Annotated in this window: 13 protein-coding genes; all 13 read right to left on the bottom strand. The window is 52.4% G+C overall.

Translation table 11 applies throughout. From position 1 onward, the window contains the following. Positions 1-5: 5 nt before the first annotated feature. A complete protein-coding gene (locus Q4E93_RS10715) occupies positions 6-686 on the bottom strand; it encodes an NUDIX hydrolase (RefSeq protein ID WP_303585033.1) in 681 nt (226 codons plus the stop codon). A gap of 68 nt (positions 687-754) precedes the next feature. Then, positions 755-1,336, bottom strand: a complete 582-nt coding sequence (locus Q4E93_RS10710) for a phosphatase PAP2 family protein (protein ID WP_303585031.1) — start codon at positions 1,334-1,336, stop codon at positions 755-757. Positions 1,337-1,558: 222 nt separating this feature from the next. Next, positions 1,559-2,362, bottom strand: a complete 804-nt coding sequence (locus tag Q4E93_RS10705; RefSeq protein ID WP_303585029.1) for an SDR family NAD(P)-dependent oxidoreductase — start codon at positions 2,360-2,362, stop codon at positions 1,559-1,561. A gap of 21 nt (positions 2,363-2,383) precedes the next feature. Continuing rightward, complete coding sequence (locus Q4E93_RS10700) at positions 2,384-4,030, bottom strand: sodium:solute symporter (RefSeq protein ID WP_303585026.1); 1,647 nt, start codon at positions 4,028-4,030, stop codon at positions 2,384-2,386. Between the two features lies 1 nt (position 4,031). Then, positions 4,032-5,252 (bottom strand): enolase C-terminal domain-like protein, encoded by a 1,221-nt coding sequence (locus Q4E93_RS10695; protein ID WP_303585025.1) that lies wholly within the window; start codon positions 5,250-5,252, stop codon positions 4,032-4,034. A gap of 20 nt (positions 5,253-5,272) precedes the next feature. Next, positions 5,273-6,478 (bottom strand): DUF4998 domain-containing protein, encoded by a 1,206-nt coding sequence (locus Q4E93_RS10690; protein ID WP_303585024.1) that lies wholly within the window; start codon positions 6,476-6,478, stop codon positions 5,273-5,275. Between the two features lie 42 nt (positions 6,479-6,520). Further along, on the bottom strand, positions 6,521-7,795 hold the full coding sequence (locus Q4E93_RS10685) for a DUF5000 domain-containing lipoprotein (RefSeq protein WP_303585022.1): 1,275 nt from the start codon (positions 7,793-7,795) through the stop codon (positions 6,521-6,523). A gap of 22 nt (positions 7,796-7,817) precedes the next feature. After that, on the bottom strand, positions 7,818-9,734 hold the full coding sequence (locus Q4E93_RS10680) for a RagB/SusD family nutrient uptake outer membrane protein (RefSeq protein ID WP_303585020.1): 1,917 nt from the start codon (positions 9,732-9,734) through the stop codon (positions 7,818-7,820). Between the two features lie 17 nt (positions 9,735-9,751). Further along, positions 9,752-12,964 (bottom strand): SusC/RagA family TonB-linked outer membrane protein, encoded by a 3,213-nt coding sequence (locus Q4E93_RS10675; protein ID WP_303585019.1) that lies wholly within the window; start codon positions 12,962-12,964, stop codon positions 9,752-9,754. A gap of 131 nt (positions 12,965-13,095) precedes the next feature. Next, positions 13,096-14,427, bottom strand: a complete 1,332-nt coding sequence (locus Q4E93_RS10670; RefSeq protein ID WP_303585017.1) for a sugar porter family MFS transporter — start codon at positions 14,425-14,427, stop codon at positions 13,096-13,098. A 10-nt stretch (positions 14,428-14,437) separates the two neighbouring features. Beyond that, the gene (locus tag Q4E93_RS10665) at positions 14,438-15,505 is read right to left on the bottom strand and encodes an aldose epimerase family protein (RefSeq protein WP_303585015.1); all 1,068 of its coding nucleotides are present in this window, start codon (positions 15,503-15,505) and stop codon (positions 14,438-14,440) included. Continuing rightward, a complete protein-coding gene (locus Q4E93_RS10660) occupies positions 15,499-18,798 on the bottom strand; it encodes a DUF5107 domain-containing protein (RefSeq protein ID WP_303585013.1) in 3,300 nt (1,099 codons plus the stop codon). Before Q4E93_RS10660 ends, Q4E93_RS10665 begins: the two co-directional genes overlap by 7 nt. Before the next feature lie 11 nt (positions 18,799-18,809). Further along, entirely contained in the window at positions 18,810-20,996 is a 2,187-nt protein-coding gene (locus Q4E93_RS10655) for an alpha-amylase family protein (RefSeq protein ID WP_303585011.1), read from the bottom strand. Between the last annotated feature and the right edge of the window lies 1 nt (position 20,997).

Here is a 20,997-nt window from a genome sequence, read left to right as displayed (position 1 = left end):
CATGATCAGGAAACATTAAGGTTAAAATTATGCTGTTTTAGTTTTTTATTGAACTTATACAAGGAAGGATGCCTGTTCTGCAGCCCTTCTCTTTTTTGCCCCGTATCTATGATATATTCCGAATCCAGGATCTTCCTGCGGAAATTCCTCCGGTCAATGCTGATATCCAGGATACATTCATACAACTCATGCAGCTCCGTCATCGTAAACATCTCATCCAGCAGCTCGAATCCCACCGGGAAGTAAAGGATCTTCGAACGAAGCCTCTCCAGCGCTTTTTTAAAGATCTTTTTATGATCGAATCCCAGTTCCGGCATTTTCTTAATATCATGCCAGGATACGTCGTTGGCCATTTTCCCCGCCGCGAGCCCGAAATTCCTGGGGTTTACCAGGGCGAAATAGGTCACGGATATTACCCTGCCGCGAGGGTCTCTTCCCGGCTCATCAAAACTGTACAATTGCTCCAGGAACAGATGCTCCATCCCCAGCTTCGTCTTCAGTATCCTGCCACAAGCTTCCGAAAATCGCTCTTCCATCTGCAAAAAAGCGCCCGGCAGGGTCCAGCCATTCTTAAACGGCTCCTCGTTCCTGTTGAGCAGAAGGACAGATAGCACCTTCTCGTAATACCCAAACACCACCAGGTCGATGGCAAGTGCGGGGTTCCGGTATTCATGAAATTTAAGCATGTTTGCGTTAATATGACGCAAAGTAAGCACTTTCTTTTGTTCCAACCAAGTTTTCAGCGGAAAAGATCTTAAGGACGTAAAAATCCCATCCCAAAAGCGCTGCCAATACCCAGAAGCGCTCCTGCGCCGACATCTGTCGGATAGTGCACGCCGAGATACATGCGGGAATAGCCGATACCGGATGACCATAAAAGAGCCGGCGCCATCACATACCATTTCGGATAAGCCCTTGCGAGAGCGACTGCAGCGCCGAAAGAAGAAGCAGCATGCCCGGACGGAAATGAATAATCCCCGGGGCGGTATACAGGGGTGAAGTGAACGTGGGTGATAAAGGGACGGGGACGTTTGACAATGCGCTTAATGGTAAAGTTCACTAAAATAGACAAGGCCGTGCTGCTGGCTGTATACAAGGCATTTTTCTTCATATCCACATCATTCCGGATAAGCCCGGCTGCCAGCAGGCCGGTGGGGATGCCCACATCCACATAGGTGTTCGCATTTGATAGGGCGCGCCAGAATGCTGTCTGTCCGGGAGTCCTATGGGCAGCCAGGTATTCCAGGATATGTTCGTCCAATGACTGCAGGCCGGATTGCGCATGTATGGTGTAAAACATCATACAAAGGGCACCACCGAGGATCAGCTTCATCATGCCCGGAAGATACAGAAAAAAATAAAGAGAGGATTTGTACAACAGATGGGGGGATACAGCCATTGCCACGGGGCGGCATACGTGTTATCTTTGTCTCATCGGATCTTAGCAGATAAGGCATTGAAATGGCAGCAATATAAAGACAGGCATTCGGAAGACGTTTCTTATGGCAGGCAACACAAAAGGCAGGGTTCATGAAGAGGGCCGCCCCTTCGGGGGCGGCTAATTTTTTGGCACCGCAGCCTGGTCGCCCCGATGCATGATTCGACGATATCCCAGTTCTGCTCCGCCGCTGACGGGCAGTATATTGCCGGTGATAAAGCGGGCCTTGTCGGATATGAGGAATACACAGGCATCGGCCACTACGTCTCCTTCGGGGCAGTAGCCCAGTGCATGAATGCCGTCCAGGTATTGCTCGATGCCTGCTGCATCTTCCTGGGCTTGTCCCCACTCGCGCAGCATGACCGTCCAAACCCCCGCAGGCGCGACTGCATTCACCCGTATCCTGAAAGGAGCATAATCCAGCGCCATCGATTTGGTAAGCGCATTGATGGCTCCCTTAGTGGCCGTGTAAGCGGCATGGTTATCCTGCCCGATATCCCCCACAAGGCTGCTGGTATTCAGGATGCAGCCTTCAGACCGCTGCAACGCTTCCAGCCCGTGTTTCGTCGTATATAAAATACTTTTAAGGTTGACATTGAACAGCGCATCCCATTCCATCTCTTCCGTCTCGTGCAGAGGTTTGGCCGGATGTGCGATACCTGCATTGTTATGAATGACGTCGATTCGCCCATATTTATCCAGGGTCTGCTGTATGGCGGCCTTTACATCCCTGGGATTGGATACGTCACAGAGTATGCCCATGCCGGAATGCCCCAGGATCCCGACGGCTTCCGTCATAGAGGTGAGATCATTGGATACGATAGCCACCCGGGCGCCTGCCTCCACATATTTCTTCGCACATTCGAGTCCAATTCCCTTCGAGCCTCCGGTGAGGAATATAACTTTATCTTCTAATAGTTTCATTATAAGGTTTGCTTTTCCATTTTACCAGAATATGAAATATAATACTATCATCACTGCCAGCAGTACGCCGGACAGCATTTTATAATTGCCCCACCCGCTCCATCCTTTATCCCGCAGCGGCTCCAGGGGCGACTTCCAATACAGGGCCGCGCTTTCCGGGGTATGGTGCACCGGATATACATAAGATAGTACTCCCTGCATGACCAGGCAGACTATGAAAAGGTAGAACGCTATCATCATAAAAGGGATAGCCGCCATGGCAGTATGAGGATATAGCTTGTTGACCACGTAGACCAGTGCGCCCATGAGCGACCCCGCAAGCAAAGTGATCTGTGCCGCTTTTGCGGAAGCACGTTTCCAGAAAACGCCCAATACGAATACGCAGGTGATGGGAGGTGCGATATGGGCGATAATATCGTTGATCCCATTGAAGATGCTGCCATAGCTATTGAGCAAAGGCAATAAAAAAATGGAGAGTACCAGCGCGATGCCTGCCGCTATCCGCCCCATCCTCACCAGTTGCCGTTCATCAGCCGCCGGCCGGAAGCGTTTGTAGAGATCAAAGCTTACCAGGGTGCTGATGGAATTCAGGGCTCCGGACACCTGGCTCATGAGGCCGGACAGCAAGGCCGCCACAATAATGCCTGCAAAGCCCGTGGGCACAAGTTGGGTGATCATCAATGTATAGATGCTTTTACTGTTGGTGATCGTATTGCCGGCGGCATCTGTCTTCTGCAAAGTATGGATGTCCAACAAGCCCTTTTGCGACAGCGTATAGGCCAGCAGCCCCGGCACGATGAATATGAAGACAGGCAATACTTTTATGAATCCGCAGAACAGCGCCCCGGCACGGGCCTCGTTGACATCCTTCGCTCCCAAAATACGCTGAACGATCGTCTGGTCCGCGCACCAATACCAGATACCCAGGACGGGATATCCCAGGAATACCGCATACCAGGGCAGTCCGCCGGCATCGCCATGTGGACGCAGCATGGACAGCTTCTCCAAATGGTGCGTCTCCTGCAAGGTAGCTACCATGGCGCCCCACCCGCCCATTTTTGTGAAACAGGCAATGGTGATGACAACGGCGCCGGCTACGAGCACCACTGTCTGGATACTTTCGGTAACGACTACGGCCCGGAGCCCTCCGATGATGGTATACACAGCAGTGACCACGGCGATCACAGTAACGCTGGTGTACATATCGATACCAAAAAGCGTTTCCAGTACGATCCCTCCCGTAAGCAATGAAAAGGCAATATGAATGATAATGGCCGAAAGAATGGACACAAAGGTCAGCCAATCCCGGCAGGCGCGGTTGTATCGTCTTTCCAGGAAATCAGGCAGGGTACTGACACCGCTGCGGATATAGAACGGGGCAAAGAAAAGCGCCAGCAGGATGAGCGTAAAAGCGGCCATCCATTCGAAATTACCGCTGAGCAATCCCGTGTCAAACCCGCTCTGCGCCAGGCTTACCAGGTGAAGGCAGGATATATTGGTAGCAAAGAGCGCCAGCCCGATCATGGGCCAGCGCAGGGTCTTTCCTGCCAGGAAATAATCATTGGACGACGCCTCCTGTCTTTTCCGGCGGATGCCCGCCCATAACCCCACGGTGACGATGCCGAGTATATAAAGCACACTGATAATGATATCTGGCTTCTTTATCATGCTATTTCAGATCGCAGCTGCTACCCGGCTCCTGCGGTGTTTTGTAAACACCGCCGGCAATGACCACCGGATGTACAAAATGCTTTTGAAGATGGGGAATATGTTCAAGGAATAAGGCCTGATGTCCAAGAGTGATGTGGTTGAACAATACGAGGTGCTGGTGCAGCTGCCCCATGTCCCCCACGTGCGGAACTACAGGAATCCCAAATCTACGACAAAGCAGGCTCACTGTTATGAACTCACTCACTCCCCCTACCCTGACGGCATCCACCTGTATGAACCCGGCACATTCCGCCTGAAGGTAATTCTTAAATATGATACGATTGGGTACGTGCTCGCCCAACGCCAGCTTTGTGGGCGCAATGCTCCTGGCCAGGGTCTTGTGTCCAAGGACATCGTCGGGGTGCGTCGGCTCTTCGATCCAATAGGGATCGATATCCTGCAGCTGCCGGCATATGCGGAAAGCCTGTGGCAGTGTCCATTGCTGGTTGGCGTCCAGCATCACTTTCACCTTGTCGCCCGCCGCCTGTCTTACGATATGGGCACGGCGTATATCCCTTTCCGGGTCGGACGAACCCACCTTCAATTTCATGGCCGTAAATCCATTGGCAACCGCCTTCACCGTATTTTCCCTCACCTTATCGTCAGGATAATTGAACCAGCCGATGGAAGTGTCGTACCCGGGATAGCCTGCGGTCAATATTCCCTGCCGGACATCTTTCCCTTTCCCGTTTGTTTTCAGCAGGGCGAGGGCCTCCCCCCTTGTCAGCTCGTCTTCCAGGTACGAAAGGTCCAGGGTCCTGATCAGTTCTTCCGGGGAAAGGTCGATGAGCAGTTTCCACAACGGGACGCCTCTTTTTTTCGCCCAGAGGTCGAAGCAGGCATTCGTCACGGAAGCCAGCCCCAGATGCACGACGCCTTTATGAGGCCCGAGCCATCGCAACTGCTGTTCGTTGGACAGGCTGTTAAAGATATTGCCAAAGTCGCTCATCAATTCCTCTATATCTTTTCCCTTTAGTTTCTCGGCATATAACTGCGCGGCTTTGCAGACCATATCATTCCCTTCTCCCAGGGTGAAGGCAAGGCCGACGCCCGTGAGACCGCTGTCATCATGTAGCTGGGTGACTGCATAGGAGTAGACGGGGTCCCGGTGAATGGCGTCGCTTCCGGCGCCATTGCCGAGGGGATAACGGGTATCAACAACGGATATCTTATTTATCATGATCGCCTGCGCTTTGATTATTACTTATCCCACAACGTCACCTGACTGATATTGGTATAGCTTTGGTTGGTTGCAACGGTCTTTATACGGATGACGACGAACCTCACGGGCGTGGGTGGATTATTGAGGATCGCATCATATGGCGCGACCCCATCGTCGGTTCTTACGACTTCTTTCAACAATGTCCAACCTTTGGCTGTCATATCCGCTGCCCATCCCCCATCACCAGGCGTCAGGCTTGTGATGGCGCCGGTGGTATCAGCGATGCCCCAGATCTCGAAATCCAGGGGATTGTGACAACAGCTCCTCCCTGTCTCCTCGATCTTGCCCAGGTTGCTATATATCTTGTGCATATCGAACGTGATCGTACCCGGTATGCCCGGGCCGCCACTGCTATGGAATATCTCTGGATAACCCCTCGGCTGCATATTGCCGTCCCAGATACGTGCCAGGTAGGTATCGCTGCCGTACGGGTTCAGGTCGTTGGGAAGATGAACTTCCGTGAAAATGGTCTTATCGCACATGAGATACGGAACGCTGTCATTGATGATGCTGTAAAAGGTGTCAATCGCGCCGATGGAAGGTATGAAAGAGGATTGAAAAGTAATTTTCGTACCTTCTTTAAAGTCCGGCAGGGTGACAGTGCTATTGCTTGAGGGCAAATAAGCGTAAACCGTATCACCGCTGTTGTTGACATATTTGCAGCGGGTGGCTATATTGATCGTGTCCGTTGGCGGCAGGAAGTTCAGGGTCGCAGACCCATCGCCGTTGAGAAGGCTCGGTTTGGAAAAGTCCAGCATGCGATTATGCAATCCTGACCGGTAGATGTTGCCATATACCTGGGCGTTGTCGATCTCCGTCACGACGCTCCGGTTGCCTTCCCCATCATAGGAATACAGGAAAAATGTGTAGGAGTACTCAGACAGATTGTTAATGATACATTTCACCGTGTCGCTGGTATTATGGGAAGCCGCCGGCATTACCACCGAGTCAGCGCCGTTGTTCCAGGTGACCACATATTTGGCAATGCTGGGATCCGGGCTGGGATGCCATGTCAACATAAGCCTTCCGTTGCCAGGCAGGACCTGAGTGCCGTTTACTTTACCCGGATAGGTGATCTCCGTATTGTTGAGAAAGGACCGGTAGTCCGTAGGCTTTTTACTGCATCCCCCAACTGCGAGGAAGCAGGCGAGTAAAATCCAGGAATTTTTATAATATTTTTTCATTGTCATATTTTTAACCGTTAGTGTTCGCGCCTGATATGCACACTATCTTGGGTCGCCCCAGAATGTCATCTCCGCTATATTGAAAAAGTTATTGGTCTGCGATACGTTCTCCAGGCATTCAAACCGCATGTACCGCACTCTGGGAAGGGCCAGGTCAAAATTATAGGAGAAGCCTGCATTCCAGAAAGCCAGGTCCTCATTGGTATACTGAGGATTGGGGAGTTTGGAAGGTTTATCCGGCAGGACAAAGGTGCCCAGGTTGATCCATCCGCCAGGTGTAGTACCCCCGACAGGCGGCAGGTTGTCCGCCGTCGGCATCGTTTCATCGACGGGCGTGGTGGTGCGGCCCCACAATACCCAGGTGAGCGGAGCGCCCGCCTGCCATAGCCAGTTACCGCTGCCATCGATGCCCCTGTTCCAGATCGTATAGCGGCTCAATTTCGCATCCTGTCCCATGTCAAAGGTGATCACAGCTGGCCAGACCAGGGGTTGAATGGGCTGAGCGGTGTGATAGCCGGGTGAGCCGGTGTTGCCATCCCATATATTTTGCAGTATCCAACCAAAGCCGGTGGCAACGTCGGTGCCCAATACATAGGGCTGGAACTTCGATTTACTCATCTGCGCCTCAAAAATGGGAAGTATGTCCTGAAATACCGTATCGGATATATTCCCCCATTTGTCAGTAACGTATACGCCGAACTTTCTCAATACCGTGTCATATCCCCTGAGGCTGAATTGAATGGTATCCTGGTCCGAATAGTTCTGTGATACGATCTGCCATTTATTCCGTGCGTCCGGCGAAATAGTTATAACGCCGACGGGGGCATGCTCTTTGTTGACGGCCATGATATGCACGCCTCCGAAATCATTGGCCATCTTCACGGTACGTCCGACCTTCATATAGGCGGGTGTATCGGGATGCACGGTCACGACTACAGAGTCCGAGCGGACTTCCGCCCTGCTCACCGTCCACAGCACCACCTGGTAATCCTGGCTTTTTGCAAAACCACCCACTGTAATACTGTCGGAATAGTAAGAAGATTTGGATTGCCGGCTGGCTTTGTCATTGATCTTGTATTGGGCTTGTACATAGAGTATATTCTTCGACTCGGGGAGGCTGTAGGTAATATAGGCTCCGCCGCTGAAGTTGGCGACCTTAATATTCGTCACGACGCCCGGCTTGGTCTTGTCGGTGGAAATGATGGTGTTATACCCGTCCGTTTTTTTGCAGCCCGGCTGCAGGGCCAGCAGCAGGATCATCATTCCTCCGAGGAGGCGATGACGTTGCAGCTGTGTGAATAATGTGTATGCTGTCATATAAATTTCTTTGAGCATTGATTTACCAATATAGGGTCTGTGTGAGGTTGGGGTTCGTGAGGATGTCATAATCCTGTATAGGATAGAAATAATTCCGGAGTCCGAAGATGGGCTGGAATACATTCACTACCTGGTAGTATCCATTCACCGTCTTGTTAAAGACGTTCCATCCCTGCACCGGACCCGTGAGAACGCTTTGCAGCTCTTTCCATCTTCTAAGGTCCCATCCGGCTTGCCCTTCGAAGGACAGCTCGATGCGTCTTTCCTGGTGGATGATCGACCGGAGACCATCTTTGGTAGAAGGTTTGCCCGCGTTGATGGAATAATTATTCCAGGAATCGACCACGCCCTGCAGTCCGGCCCTTGCCCGCACTTTATCGATCCAGCTGTACACCTCCGCGCTGGGCCCGTTCACCTCGTTCAGGCATTCCGCATACAGGAGCCAGAGACCGCTGACCCGCATGAACGGCCAGGAATATCCCTGCCAGACGCTGCTTTGCCCGGCTGTGGATTGATAAGGCACCAGTTTTTTCGCCCAATAGCCTGTTGTGTTGTATCTCAGCTTGTCGGGAGGAGCCGCAAATCCATTGACGGCATTGACGTAGTTCATGTTCCTGTCATCCGTATTGCCGGAACCGAACCAATTGGCGCCGTCGAAAGACACGTCAGCATAATAGCGGGGCTCGCGGTGGAAATTCCCCTTTGCAGTGGGATAGTTATTACGAAGATAGTAGTAATGGGATTGGTCGCCATACTGCACCGCGTACCGGCCTGCATAATCCCAGGTCTTGTCCTCGGCGATAGGCACACCATGATCGGTATAGAACAGCTCGGATTCGGCGATGGGCACGGAAAAATTGGAATACACTGCAAAGACATTGGCTGCCGCATCTGCCGTTACGCGGGGAGAAGCCATGTACTGCCAGCCGAACTGGGGGTTCAGGGTCCATATCTGTTCCTGGTTCCAGGGGTCTACGAAGGCGCCCTGGATGGTGAGCAGCTGCCGGACGGAATCCGTGAGATGGGCTATATTACCGGTGAGCTTCAGACTGTACAAACTGGCGTTGGCGGCATTGGCCGCATCGATGGCAGCTTTCGTCGCCGCGAGGGCCTTTTGCCATTTGCCTGGATCATAGGTGGCGGGAAAGAAACTGGTGCCATCCTTGCCTTTCATCGCAAGATAATCCGGGTTGCCGTTGAACAGCGGGCTGGCCTGGGTGGCCAGCACTTCAGCCTTCACCGCCAGCGCGATGGTAGACGTGATCCGGCCTGCTTCCAGAGCCGTATTCTGAATGACGGCAGGGAGGTCGGCGGCTGCCTGATCCAGGAGGCCAACCACATAATTGAAGCAGGAATCCACTGTTTGTTGTTTGACACGCACCTGCTCCGTCGTAGCGTCGACGGAAGGGCTTACGTCCACGATGGGAATGGGTCCATATTGACGGATCAGCCAATAGTGATAATAGGCTTTCAGGAACTTGGCTTCGGCTACCCACCTGGTCTTATTGTAAGCCGGCAGGTCTTGCGGTATATTGATATTTGCGATGAGGGTGTTGCATCGCCGGATGGCCTGCCAGAGGTTCAGCCCCATATTGTACCCGTCCCAGTAATTCAGGATCGGGTTTGCGCTGTTCTGCGTACCCCGGAGGATCTGGAAACCGTCATCCCCTCCTGGCCCGCCGAGGATGGACTGATCCTGCAGGGGATAGGGAAAAATGATCTCACCGGAAGTAGTAAAGCCTGCATTGCGCCGGACATCGGACAGGTTCTGCAGCGTACTGTAACATCCGAAAAGATAGGCCTGCGTCTCATTGGCATTGACAAAAGCGCTTTCGAGCGTGGCGACGTCGTCCGGCACGACATTCAGGTACTTTTTACAAGATGACAGCATGGCCACCGGCAGCGACACGGTCAGCAATATTTTTACAATCGTTTTCATCCTTTAATTTTTCTTTTTTAGAAGTTGGCATTGATCCCTACGTTGAAGACTTTCTGGATGGGATATCCGAAGCCTTGCCCTGCCATTTCGGGGTCCCATAATTTGAAATGGCTCCAGGTCACCAGGTTCAGCCCATTGAAATAGATACGGAGGTTTTCCATGAACGCATGCCTTACCAGGTTCTTGGGAAAAGTATAACCGATCTCCAGGGATTTCAGGCGCATGAAGCTGCCGTCCCTCAACCACCAGGTACTTTGCTGCTGGTTGTTGACATTGTCGTACGTGGAGAGCCGGGGCCAGAGGGCGTATAGGTTTTGATTCTCCTCGGACCAATGATTATCCGCATAGGCTTTCAGGATCTGGGCATTGTTGACAAAGGGTGTGGTGCCATAATACCCGTTATAACGGTCGTTCTGCGAGGTCGGGTTGATGAAGAAGGATTCCCTTGCCAGGCCCTGGAAGAAGGCATTGATGTCAAAGCCTTTATAGCCGGTGGATATGCCGAAACCGTAAATGATCTGCGGAGTGGTAGGCAACCCGATAGGGACCTGGTCATCCTGGTTGATGATGCCGTCCTTGTTGACGTCCCTGTACTTGATATCTCCGCCCTGCGGCTGTAATGCCGAGCCGAAGGTCTGGGGAGGGGAATTGATCGCTTCCTTGTCGTCGACGAAGAGCCGCTCGGCAATGTACCCGAAGGGCTGGTTGATAGGTTGCCCGGACTGAAAGCGATAGGGATATTTGTACTGTGGTTCTTCATAGTGTCCATACCTGCTGGAAGTAATGGTAAAATTGCCCAGCATGGAAACCCAAATATCTTTTGTAAAATTCTGCTTATAATCCATATGCAGGTCGAGCCCCTTGGCATAGGCTGTACCTAAATTCGCCTTGATGGTGGACTCCAGTCCATCCGTAACGGGTATATACCCTCGTGGCTGAAAGATATTTTCCCGGTACTCCCAATAATATTCGGCGATGACGTTGAATTTCTTGTAAAGAGAGAACTCCACGGCAAGATTGCTTTTGTGGGCGGTTTCCCAGGTGGCGTCCGGGTTGGGATAGTTCTGTATGCTGGGACCATTTAAGGTAAAGCTGTTGTTGGTGCCGAAAGTGGCGCCCGGGCCTGCATGGGGCGTCACGCTGGAAAGATAGAAGAAACGATTGTTCTCCACCTTATCGATGTTATCATTACCGACCAATCCATAGCTGCCCCTCAGCTTCAGCCGGGTGAGGATGTTGCCGATGTTGCCGTCCAGCCAGAACTTCTCGTTCGACACGATCCAGCCTGCCCCGATGGTAGGGAAAAGGCCGAAACGATGATCGGCAGAAAATCGCTCGGAGCCGTTGTAGCCGAAATTACCTTCGACGAAATAGGTACTCTTATAGTTGTACGTGAGCCTGCCCGCCACGCCCAGGTTCCGGTGAGGCAACGAAAGCTGTAAGGTAGCTGCATTGGCAGTGAGGGTCTGCTCCCGGGTGCCCACCAGGGTGGCTGCTATATTATGATCGCCGAAGCTATGGCTATAGTCCACCGTTCCCAGAAAGTAAATATATGTATTGACGTTTTTGGAGCCGGGGTAATAGCTGAGGTATTCCTGTGCGGACCCGGGTTGGTTGTTCAGCCATGTCAGCGAATATTTATTGGTGGCCGGCTCATATTCATTGACGGCATAATAGAAAGGCTTGTAAGACCGGGTAAGATCGAAATAGGCATACCGGTTGGTGCTGAACAATCCATGGAAGTTCAATCCGGGCGTAATAAAATTCAGGTGCTGGTTTAGCTCAAACTGGGCGGACATGCGCGACTCCGAAAAGCTTTTATAGCCGTACATCAGGTCGGCATAAGGATTATCCTGGAGACCGCCGGTAAGCCGCCCATTGTTACCGAAAAGGATATGCCTGGTCAGCCGGTTGGCGCTGTCCGGAGGAAAGAAAGCGGGGAAAGCGACGGGGCTGGTGTGGAGGGCCCTGTCATAAAGGTCTGTAGCAAAGCCGGATGCATCATCCGTGATCGGACCTGTGTAGTCGTTGAAATTACCCCAAAGCCGGACGACAGCCTCGGTGGTCTTGGTCAGCTTCATATTGACGTTGGCCCGCAGCTGGTAATTTTCATATTTCATGCCGGAGTTGAAGTTATTCACGGGGTTGACCTGCATGATACCATTGTCCCTGCTATAGGAGCCGGAAATATAATATTGGGAAAAATCCGTACCACCACTGAGGCCCAGATCCGCTCGTTGGGTAGTGGTCTGTTTTCTGAAAAGGGTGGACATCCAGTCGACAGCAGGATATCTATAGGGATCGTTGCCGGGTGCATGGGTCCAGGTGGCCTGGGCGCCCGCTATATCGTTGGGCGTGAATTGAGGCGTCGCCAATTCGCTGCGGGTGGTTACCGCCTCGTTGAACATTTTCATGTACGTGACAGGATCCGCCAGCTCCACGTTCTGGATTGGTTTGGATATGGAGCGCTCATACCGCAGATTTACTCTGGCCCGGCCTGTCTTTCCTGTTTTAGTGGTAACGAGGATGACGCCATTGGCGCCACGGGCGCCGTAGAGCGCGGCGGCGCTGGCATCTTTCAGAATGGAAAAGCTGGCGATGTCGTCTACGTTGAGGCGGGCCAGGTCATTGGCGCTGAGCTCGATATTGTCCACGAGGATCAGCGGGCTGGGACTGTACCCGAAAGTAGTGACGCCCCGGATAAAGAACTGGGCGTTGTCACGTCCCGGCTGGCCTCCACGCTGAAAAGCGATCATCCCGGCGACTTGTCCTGCCAGGGCATTAGTGAGGTTGCTGGTAGGCGTCCTCAACTGGTCGGGGTTGATGCTGGAGACTGACCCCACCACCGCCTCTTTACGTTGTTTCTGTCCATAAGCGGTTACGATCACCGTCTCACCTGCAGGGGCCGTCCTCATCACCACATTCAACGTCCTGAGGTTCTCGGAGACCTGGATCTTCTCATCCGAATAGCCAACATAAGAAATGACAATGACCGAACCCGGCGCTACGTCCAGGATAAATCTGCCGTTGCCATCCGTAGACGTACCTACATTACGTTGGGATTGAGAGACGACGCTGGCGCCTTCAATTTTTTTGCCGGCCGTATCAGTGACAGTGCCGGTGACGGTGATCTTGGTTCCTTGGGATCTGGGAGGGGCCTGGGAGAAAGCTTTACAGAAGATAACAAGAAAGAAAATCATCAGGCTTCCATAGTAGCCGAATTTCTTCATAATACAAGCATCGTTTTGGTAGTTATTTAATAAAGCAGAATAACACCAAAATTATACGTGAAGCTAACCGCGGAGAATAGTGGATTCGTTTATTTTGATGGATAATTCGATTATTACATGGGGGCTGACGGCTAGTGACCGATGATCACTTCTTCCAGCTCTTCCAATGTCTTTCCCTTTGTCTCTTTAACTTTCAGGCCGATGAACAGCGCCCCTAATGCACAGATACCGGCGTAAATATAAAAGGTGCTGTCCTGTAAATGACGATATAGAATGGGAAAGGTGAAAACCAATATAAAATAAGCGGTCCACAAGCTCAGTACAGCAATGGAAGTAGCGGCGCCGCGGACCTTATTGGGGAATATTTCGGAGATCAGCACCCAGGTGACGGGCGCCAGCGACATGGCATAGGTGCCGATAGCTGCCAGCAGGTACCAGGACACCTGCGATGATCTTACGGCCAGCATGCGGACGACAACGATATACAAGATCCCCAGTCCACATGCACCCAGCAGCATCAGGGGTTTGCGGCCTATCTTATCCACCAGCAGCATTGCCAGTAAGGTGAACAGCAGGTTCACACCGCCTATGAAGACCGTCTGCAATAATTGTCCATCCCTGGGTACGCCGATGCTTTGAAAGATGAGCGTGGTGTAGTTAAACACCACATTGATGCCGCACAACTGCTGGAATACCGCCAGGCCAATGCCGACAAGCACTGCTGGCAGCGCTGCCTTTTGAAATGCAGCCGCGTAGCTTATGCGAACGTTTTTCCCGGTTGTCCGCTGTATATCGGCCAGGCTGGATTGTGCGAAAGCTTGTCCCCCGATCTTCTCCAACGTGGTCCTGGCAAGGTCGGACCTGCCTGCTTTCACCAGCCAACGGGGGCTTTCCGGCAGCCACCATGCACCGGCGAAAAATAAGGCGGAAGGCACTACCCCCAGGCCGAACATCCATCGCCATGCGTCTTCGCCCATGTTGCGCAAAGAATAATTTACGAGATTGGTGACGAGGATCCCCGTGACCACCGTCAGCTGATTGATCGCTACCATGCGGCCGCGTAAATGGGCCGGTGATATCTCTGCTATATACATCGGCGAAAGCATGGATGCCATACCAACTCCTATGCCTGCCATAAAACGGGAGGCAATGAAGATACCACGCACCGGTGCAAAAGCCATCGCCAGGGAAGAGAGCCCAAAGATGGCGGCAGCCGTCAGCAACCCTCTCTTTCTGCCATACCTATCGCTGAGGGCGCCGGCGATCAGGCAGCCCAGGATGGCGCCTAGGGCCAGGCTGCCCGTGGCAAATCCCGCCCAATACTCATCCAGCCCAAACTGCCGCTGTAAAAAAGGCAGCGCTCCTGCGATCACGGCAAAATCAAATCCAAATAGGTATCCTCCCAATGCGGAGATAAAGGAGATCCCCAGGATATAGGCATTGTTATAGGCGGATCGTGGCATAGACAGCAATTTATATTAAATCGAATTCAAAAACCGTATTGGCATGATAGGTCTCACCAGGGTTCAAGATGGTACTGGGGAAATCCGGCCGGTTAGGGCTGTCTGGAAACGCCTGTGTCTCCAGGGCTATAGCGCCGTGCTGCCTGTAGGGTTCCGGGTGCGCTCCTTTTATGGCGCCGTCCCACCAGTTGGCAGTGTACACCTGGATCCCGGGCTGATCAGTCGTCACCCGTAACATCCTCCCTGAAAGAGGGTCATAAAGCGCTGCCGCCGGACGAATGCCATCCAGCACATAATTATGGTCAAACCCTTTGTCCATTGCCAGCTGCCCGATGCGGTCGCCAATACGTGCAGCCGCCGACAGATCCAACGGCGTGCCCGCCAAAGGCAGAAGGTTGCCTGTTGGCAGATTGTGTGTGGATTTCTCCGTATAAGCTTTTGCATGAATCATCAGCCTGTGATTCGCGATCAGGGGATCGTCAAAACCCGTCAGGTTGAAATAGGAATGATTAGCCAGGTTGACAGGCGTCCGCCGGTCTGTCACCGCCGTATAGCTGAGGGCTAATCTGTTCTGCTGATCTAAGGTATACTTCACCCGTACTTGCAAATTGCCGGGATACCCTTCTTCTCCATCCGGGCTGGTGTATTCGAAGATAACTCCCACCTCCTGTGCATTGAGTATGGCGCCTCCCATGCCCCAGATCTTCCTATGAAAGCCTCCGAAGCCGCCATGCAGATGGTTGCCATCATCATTCCTGGAGAGTTGAAAGGCCTGGCCGTCCAGGTGGAAACGGCCCCCGCCAATACGGTTGACATACCTGCCGATGATACAGCCAAAATACCATGGGTTCCGGAGGTAATCGACCGGGCTGTCGAAGCCCGCAACAATATTCCGTTGCACCCCATGGCGGTCCGGAGTATGAATGGACGTGATCGAGCAGCCTATGTTAGTGATACGGACCGTGGTTGCACCATTCTTCAGCGTGATCCAGTACACCTCCTGACCGTCCAGTTTGTCATAAAGGGTATTGGACCAGGATAAGGTTCCGGCAGTATATGTACGCTCAGTGCTCAACATGACAGATCCTGTTTTATTGCTTGTGTAATAAAGGAGGACATCTGTAGATAAACGGCTGCGCCCTGGTGGTTCATATCCAGTTGCAGGACTTCTTCCAGGTATTTGCGACCGGTGCGCTCTTCTCCCAGTCCAAGATGTCCCAGGCCGATGAGATAAGTGCAATGGATCTTGTTGCGTAGGTTGAGATCCGTATCGAATACAAGCATATCGGGCAGTGACACGGCGAAATAGTCGATGGTGATATGGTCCTCCATATGCTGCTGACCGAATGAGATGAATTGGCGAAAGATGGCGGCGGCCTTGTCCGGGTCGTTCAGCTTGATCCAGGCCAACGCCTGGTAGATGATCTTGTCCGGCTGCGGGTCATTGTAATAGATGGCCTGGGCAGGTTGGCTGATGCCGACCGTGGCTTCCCTAAACTTCATAATTGCGGTATCCACGTCCCCCAGCCCCTCATAAGCACATCCCATAAGATAGTCAATATCGTTCTCCTGAACTCCAAAGAGCTTGCCCTCGCCCAGGTTCGCCGGGTAAGATCGCGTGGCAGATAATAGCCCGATGGCTTGCTGGTATTCCTTTTTGTACAGCGCCTGCTTTGCCAGTTCGATATGACTGAGCAGGTATTGTCCCACCACCTTTCCTTCCCCTCCTTCCCATGGATGAAACTTTCGGGCGGCCATCAGGTGACGGGCCATTTCATATTGCCGAAGGTTGTTATAAAGGGTGACCTTTTCCAGGTAGAGATCATCTCTCAGCTCCACCAGGTGCGGATAGGTGTCAAGCAGCGACAGCCGCGCTTCGAACGACCGCCCCATGATCTTATACAGTTGGTCCAGCTCCATCAGCACACGTGCGTCGGAGGTATCAAGGGAAAAGGCTTTTTCCAGGTACTGCAATGCCAGCTCTTTTTTCCCCAGCTTGTTGCAGACAGCCAATGCCATGTTGCGGAAGACAGTAGGAAAGCTTGCGTCTATCCTGGCAGACTCCTCCCAGCAGGAGATGGCTTCGGCATATTGGCGCTTGTCATACCATAAATTGCCCAGGTAATGACGGGCCCTGGCATCCGACGGATTTAATTCGATGGCTTTTTTCAGGATCAGGATCTCTTCGATCTTGTTGGGGAAGGTGCCTTCCGGACGTTGTGCCGCGGCTGAAATGTAAAGGTTCTTTGCCTCTTCAACGCGTCCATCCTCGTGTGCATACCATGCCTTGTAATAGGCCGCCAATGTGTTTTCTCCGCTGAAGAACGACAGCAGCCGGCCAGCCTCATCGTAAAGCCCGGCCTGCGCATAATCCAAAGATATCTCCAGATAATTCTGCACGCTGTTCCGCATCAACGCCTTTAAAGGTGACGGATCGCCATCCCGAAGATAGGCTTCGAAAAGACAGCCGAAATTAAAGGGATCAATGGCCATGGATTCCCTGATCAACGCACGGTTGTCTTTTCCCGTTTTTCGCAGCAACACAGCCTTCAGGTGCCGTGCCGTGTGACTGTGATAATTCCGGATAAGGGATTTTTCTATGAGCGATAGAGCTTCTGCATATTTCTTTTGCGCCGTGGCGATCCTGGCTAAATTCAGAAAGGCGCTGTGCTGCCATGTGTCATTCCAGGTGGCCTTATAAAATGACTCGAAGGCTTCATCGGGACGACCTTGTAGTTTCAGCGACCATCCCAGGTTGTAGTAAGGTTCCCCATCATAAGGATTGGGGTTACGGCTGGAGAGGGTCCTGATTGCGTTCCTGAAATAAGACTCGGCCTTTTCAAATTGCCCCCGGCGAAGGAGCAGCAGGCCCATGGCATTGTTGCAACGAACGTCACCGGGACTTCTTTTTAACCCTTCTTCATAATAATCCACCGGGTTGAAGGTCGCGTGTCTGTACTGTTCGAGGTGCAGGCCATTGAGGTATAGATCCTCCACCTGTTGAATGTCACCGGGCGCCAGGGCGGGCGTAGCCGCCGGCGGTGTTTCTCTTTTTTCGGATGATTCCGGTTGCCATGATACGAGGACGCTACCAGTCTCTTCGCTGATGACGACCTTCCACTGCTGCGGTTCGCCCGGCGCTGCGCACCATTCGTCGAAAATATGGTAAGGTGACAGATCTGTGATAAACTCTTTTACGGGCTTGTCGTCTTTCAGCAGAGAGACCTTTACCTTTTCATATTTCGCCGTACCATAGGTCCTGATGTGCAATCGATCCCCCTCCCATTCCATGTTCAGCATGGCTTCTTTTGTGGCATTCTTCACCACACCCACCTGGCTATATGGCATGAAATATTGTTCGAAGGTCTTTTCTTCATTGGGCTGCAGCCAGGAAAAATCCGGTTGGTTGTCGGTGAATACACCCGTCATCAGCTCGATATAGGGACCATCCTCGTCTGTGAGGTTGCGGTCCCACGCCTGTCCAAAATCGCCATTGCCCCAGGTCCATTGCTTTTTGCCGGGGGAAAAGTGATGATTGGCCACATGCAGCATACCAGCCTCTGTATCATTTTCATAACAACCCATAAAGTCGTATTTGCTGCGGATGGCCATATAGGAAGTAGGTACGGGGATATTGGCATACCGGCTGATATCTGTTCCGGGAGCATAGTTGACCCTATAGTAAGTACCGGTGGCGATGGGAAAGTCGGACACATCCCGCTTGCCATGGTCAAAGACGGCGTAAACATCCGGGGGAAAGACGGACTGGTAATGATCGTTGACCTTTACAGCCGGGTTGGCCCACCAGAGAAAGGTCTGGGGAAAAGCGGTCCGGTTGAACAGCCGTCCCTTGATCTCCAGATAAGCCTTGTCCGGATATAAAGTAAATCCCGCCATACCTTTCGTGCGAAACATGAGCTCTATCTCGTTCACCCAAACTGTCTTGCTTCCATCGGGGTTCTCTTCGATGGTGAAGTCGACAGGACTATAGGTGCTGGGACGGTGATGCTGGGGCCAGTTGAACTCAATGCCCCCGGAGATCCAGGGTCCCGCCAGCCCCACCAACGCAGGTTTGATCACCTGGTTGTAATAGACGAAGTCGCGTTCCTTCACTTTATCATAGGCACGTTGGACCCGGCCTCCCAGCTCCGGAAGGATCATGATCTTAAGGTACTCGTTCTCTAAAAATACAGCAGTGTATTCCTGGCTTGTTTTCCTGTCGTCGATCTGTTCGATCACAGGATGAGGATACACCACTCCGCTGCTGCCCTGGTAGACTCTTTTTTCCAGGAACATAGGATTTTTTTCTGGCTGTCCGATCCTGTAAGTAGGGATGGAGATCTTCTCCACCCAGGCCTTTGCATCCGTCATAATCATATTTTTTAATCCGGGACCACCTTCACCATCAGCGCATCTTTCGGAGGTGCGGTCAGGGAAAATGCATCCTGGTCCTTTTCTATCCGGCCCAATGGGGCATCCGTGATAAAGTCTTTTAGTATATAGTTGCCCTTGCTAAGCCCGATTTCCCGCAGCCGGATCACCTGGCTGTAGGGCTGTTGCAGGTTAAAGTTAAAAAGAGACAGGAGCAAACTATCCTTTAAAAAAAAGGCCATCTGCTGATCGAAGCTGTCGCCATCGGAGAATCTCAACGGCGTAAAAGCCCGCGGCTTGCTGAAGAAAGCGCAAAATTTTGGATTATCGAGGAACTTCTTTGCTCTTTCTGCCGCCAGGGGCTGCCGGAAGTCAGATCCGTCACCGAGGATACTGCCCATTGTCATCATTGCGTACAGCCTTACCCTGATCTCCTGCTCGCTGAGGTCCGGGTTCTTCTGAAAATGCTGCATGATGCATACATCCAGGTTGGTATAGGGCCACAATGTGCCCTGCACCCAGCCCAGGTGAGAGGCCGTCGCCAGGGAAGCTTCAGTGCTGCCCCAATTGGGAAATCCTTTCTCATCGTCCCTTAAATGAGAGTAGACGTCGGTGGACAGAAATCGTGTATGCGCATATTGGTGAGGGAACATGGGCGATATGGCCTGGGTGATGAATATATCAGGCCCCAGGATGGAGTCGATGAGATGCTTCAGCATCATCATGCCTTCGTTGTAAGCCTGCATGCCCGTGCGAACCTTTGGATCCCATCGGCTGGAAGATTCCAGCGCTCCGGCCGTCAGGAAATCGATCTTTAAAAAAGCGGCATTGATCGCTTTGGCTTTCTGCAGCTGGGCGATGATGGATTGGCGCGTAGCCGGATGGGTCGGGTCCAGGGGAAAAGCGCCCCAGTCTCCGTCCTTATAAGCAATGGGTTTACCATTCGCATCCTTCAGGATCACTTCTTTTAATGGGTATGTCGTACCTGCCACCATCGTATTGTCCATGTTGTTCTTCCAGGTCCAAATAGCAAAAGGGATGAAATAAAACCCCATCTGCTGGCCGTTCCGCTTCGCATATTTACCAAGGGAGGCTAGCAGCTCAGTGGTATAGATCGATTGATCGTAAGAGTCGATGCTGAGAACGGGATGCGCCCGGCGGCTGAAATTATCCAGCGTGTGAAGGAAGTCGGATATTTTCCCTGCTCCCGGTGGCATCATCACCTTTTCATAGCCCAATACACCTTCCACACCAAAGCTATTCCAGTAGACAGGAGCATATTCTTTCCAGGAGAGACTGCCATTCAGCTGCGCATTCACCTGTCCATACCCGATGAAAGCAGTTCGAACATCGCTCCCGCCACTGAGATAGATCAACGGAGACGTAACCGTGCTGCCCATCATAGTGCCGTGAGGCATATGATCATGGGTACCGTCCAGTCCGCCGTCAGTGCGCGGTAGCGAAGCCACATCAGGCGTGGCAGCTCCCCCATATATCACAAAGGAATCCAGCTGCCCTTTGATAGCAGCGGTTCTGTACGTTATCCCGGTTTTCCAAAAGTCATGCCTTACACTACCCACGACCATGCCGGAAAGGGAGTTGTTATCATATACGCTGCTGAACTCATAGCTGATGCCCGCCGCTCCCGGCCAGTGCCTTTCGACGATCCCTACCCAGTCGTCATTGTCAAAGGGTTCGTCTAGTATGCGCGGCTCGCTGCCGGAGATCGTCAGCTGCCCTTTTTGCCCGGGCATTACTGCCATGGGACTGATATTCCTTGTTTCCACGGGCGCCTGGTCCGTCCTGCCTGCCTGCAGGTCTGTCAATATCCAGGGATGTTCACCATAAAGGGTGATACGTTGCAAAAGATAGATGGCGTGCTTGCCATCCATGTGGCGGATGTTGATCCGTATGCCATTGCCCAGACTGTCCTGTACGGCATCGATGCTATAAGGATGTTGCGCGAGATCTGACGTGGAAAGAACATCGCCCCCCGGTTCGCTCAGATATCCCACGGTGTTTGTCAGGGTGGCCCCTGAAAATCGATAGTCCACTTTCCCCGTTGCCAGGCGCAGGATCACACGGGCCTGTTCATTGCCCAGTACAACACTATCCGGATACTCGCGCAGGGTTTGAGCCTGCAGGGATGGCCCCGGCATACACAGGAACGACAAAGCGACGATGGCAGGTATCTTCATA

Origin of the sequence: Flavitalea plasmicola (assembly GCF_030546645.1) — a bacterium.
Taxonomy (GTDB): domain Bacteria; phylum Bacteroidota; class Bacteroidia; order Chitinophagales; family Chitinophagaceae; genus Puia.
This window is presented reverse-complemented; position numbering and strand designations above follow the sequence as displayed.